At 49.2% G+C, this 3,362-nt stretch carries 1 tRNA gene and 2 rRNA genes; all 3 read left to right on the top strand.

Features of this window, described 5'->3' with window-relative positions:
- Positions 1-7 precede the first annotated feature (7 nt).
- The 3 genes from OD917_RS22415 to rrf all read left to right on the top strand — a co-directional run bounded on the left by OD917_RS22415 (position 8) and on the right by rrf (position 3,358).
- Positions 8-81: transfer RNA gene (locus OD917_RS22415), tRNA-Ala, on the top strand.
- Positions 82-209: 128 nt separating this feature from the next.
- A 23S ribosomal RNA gene (locus OD917_RS22410) occupies positions 210-3,092 on the top strand.
- Positions 3,093-3,248: 156 nt separating this feature from the next.
- Positions 3,249-3,358, top strand: a 5S ribosomal RNA gene (gene rrf / locus OD917_RS22405).
- Positions 3,359-3,362 lie beyond the last annotated feature (4 nt).

The raw sequence follows: 3,362 nt of genomic DNA, 5'->3' as shown, positions 1-3,362 counted from the left end.
AAAAAATGGGGGATTAGCTCAGCTGGCTAGAGCGCCTGCCTTGCACGCAGGAGGTCAACGGTTCGACTCCGTTATTCTCCACAGGTCCGAAAGGGCAAAAGTTCATTGACATATTGGGATAAGAAAATAATAAGAAAGTAGAAAGCGTTTTTTGCTGGCAACAGTAAAAAACAAAACAAAACGGTCTTGTTTTTATAAGCAAGATTGGTGCAATAAGCAAAATAAGGGCGCATGGGGGATGCCTAGGCTCTCAGAGGCGATGAAGGACGTGATAAGCTGCGAAAAGCTGCGGGGACGGGCACACACCGATCGATCCGCAGGTATCCGAATGGGGCAACCCGCTATATTGAAGATATAGCACACCGATAGGTGGGCAAACCCGCTGAACTGAAACATCTAAGTAGGCGGAGGAGAAGAAAACAAAAGTGATTCCGTAAGTAGTGGCGAGCGAACGCGGATTAGCCCAAACCAGGATTGTTACGGCATTTCTGGGGTTGTAGGACCGCGACATTTCATGCACGCAGAACCGGAAGCTTCTGGAAAGGAGCGCCATAGAGGGTGACAGCCCCGTATGGGTAATAAGTGTAATGGATAGCGGTATCCTGAGTAGGGCGGGGCACGTGAAACCCTGTCTGAATTTGGCGGGACCATCCGCTAAGGCTAAATACTCCTGAGAGACCGATAGTGAACCAGTACCGTGAGGGAAAGGTGAAAAGAACCGTGAATAACGGAGTGAAATAGATCCTGAAACCATGCGCCTACAAGCGGTCGGAGCCCTTTCGTGGGGTGACGGCGTGCCTTTTGCATAATGAGCCTACGAGTTAACGCTGCTGGCAAGGATAAGTGGTTAAGCCATGGATCCGCAGCGAAAGCGAGTCTGAATAGGGCGCTTTAGTCAGTAGTGTTAGACGCGAAACCGTGTGATCTACCCATGGGCAGGTTGAAGCTGTGGTAACACACAGTGGAGGACCGAACCGGTTGACGTTGAAAAGTCTTCGGATGACCTGTGGGTAGGGGTGAAAGGCCAATCAAACTCGGAAATAGCTCGTACTCCCCGAAATGCATTTAGGTGCAGCGCTGATAATAGTTATATAGAGGTAGAGCTACTGATTGGATGCGGGGGCTTCACCGCCTACCAATTCCTGACAAACTCCGAATGCTATATAATGTTTTACAGCAGTGAGGGCTTGGGTGCTAAGGTCCAAGTCCGAGAGGGAAAGAACCCAGACCATCAGCTAAGGTCCCCAAATATATGCTAAGTTGAAAGAACGAGGTTTGTCTGCCCAGACAGCTAGGATGTTGGCTTGGAAGCAGCCATTCATTTAAAGAGTGCGTAACAGCTCACTAGTCGAGCGGACGAGCATGGATAATAATCGGGCATAAGCATATTACCGAAGCTATGGATTTTGCAGTAATGCAAAGTGGTAGGGGAGCATTCTGACAGGGCTGAAGGTATCTCGTAAGGGGTGCTGGACCGGTCAGAAAAGAAAATGTAGGCATAAGTAACGATAATGCGGGCGAGAAACCCGCACACCGAAAAACTAAGGTTTCCACAGCTATGCTAATCAGCTGTGGGTTAGTCTGGACCTAAGGCGAACCCGAAAGGGACAGTCGATGGCCAACGGGTTAATATTCCCGTACTTCTTATTGCTGTGATGGGGTGACGGAGTGATGAAAGCGCCGCGAACTGACGGAATAGTTCGTTAAAGCACCTAGCTATAGGGTCTCTAGGCAAATCCGGAGATCTTGGTGAAATGCGATAGTACTCGGAGTCTTCGGACAAAGAGATAGTGCGCCTAAGGGCTTCCAAGAAAAACCTCTAAACTTCAGGCAATGAGAACCAGTACCGTAAACCGACACAGGTAGTTGAGGAGAGAATCCTAAGGTGCTCGAGAGATTCATGGCTAAGGAATTAGGCAAAATAGACCTGTAACTTCGGGAGAAAGGTCGCCCCCAGCAATGGGGGCCGCAGTGAAGAGGTCCAGGCGACTGTTTATCAAAAACACAGGGCTCTGCAAAATCGCAAGATGAAGTATAGGGCCTGACACCTGCCCGGTGCTGGAAGGTTAAGAGGAGATGTTATCTTCGGAGAAGCATTGAATTGAAGCCCCAGTAAACGGCGGCCGTAACTATAACGGTCCTAAGGTAGCGAAATTCCTTGTCGGGTAAGTTCCGACCTGCACGAATGGTGTAACGATCTGGACACTGTCTCAGCCATGAGCTCGGTGAAATTGTAGTAACGGTGAAGATGCCGTTTACCCGCAGTGGGACGAAAAGACCCTGTGCACCTTTACTATAGCTTAGTATTGACCTTGGATAAATGATGTGTAGGATAGGTTGGAGACTTTGAAGCGGCGTCGCCAGGCGTTGTGGAGTCATTGTTGAAATACAACCCTTTGTTTATCTGAGGCCTAACTCTTCGATGAAGAGGACAGTGCTTGGTGGGTAGTTTGACTGGGGTGGTCGCCTCCAAAAGAGTAACGGAGGCTTCTAAAGGTTCCCTCAGTACGCTTGGTAACCGTGCGTAGAGTGCAATGGCATAAGGGAGCTTGACTGAGAGACATACAGGTCGATCAGGTACGAAAGTAGAGCATAGTGATCCGGTGGTTCCGCATGGAAGGGCCATCGCTCAAAGGATAAAAGGTACGCCGGGGATAACAGGCTGATCTCCCCCAAGAGCTCATATCGACGGGGGGGTTTGGCACCTCGATGTCGGCTCGTCACATCCTGGGGCTGGAGAAGGTCCCAAGGGTTGGGCTGTTCGCCCATTAAAGTGGCACGCGAGCTGGGTTCAGAACGTCGTGAGACAGTTCGGTCTCTATCTACTGCGGGCGTTAGAAATTTGAGTGGATCTGATTCTAGTACGAGAGGACCGAATTGGACTAACCTCTAGTGTATCTGTTGTCCCGCCAGGGGCACCGCAGAGTAGCTACGTTGGGAAGGGATAAGCGCTGAAAGCATATAAGCGCGAAACCCACCACAAGATGAGATTTCTTTTAAGGATCGTGGAAGATGACCACGTTGATAGGCTACAGATGTAAAGGCAGTAATGTCACAGTCGAGTAGTACTAATAATCCGTAAGCTTATGCACACCCTTTTCCCCCCGTCCAAAAGACGGGGGGAGGAAACTTTCTAGAATAAAGCTTATTTGTTTCTTTATCCCAGTATGTTAAAATATTGTCTGATTGATAATTAATAATTTGCAATTGATAATTAATAATCGGAAGCTGCTTGCAGCGAATAGCCTTAAGGTGGTTATTGCGGCGGGGCTCACCTCTTCCCATCCCGAACAGAGAAGTTAAGCCCGCCTGCGCAGATGGTACTGCATCATTGTGGGAGAGTATGTCGTCGCCTTTCTTTT

The sequence above is a fragment of the Flavobacterium sp. SH_e genome (genome assembly GCF_025717045.1).
Classification (GTDB): Bacteria; Bacteroidota; Bacteroidia; order Flavobacteriales; family Flavobacteriaceae; genus Flavobacterium.
The sequence above is the reverse complement of the archived record's forward strand: the minus strand, read 5'-3'. Positions and strand labels throughout refer to the sequence as shown.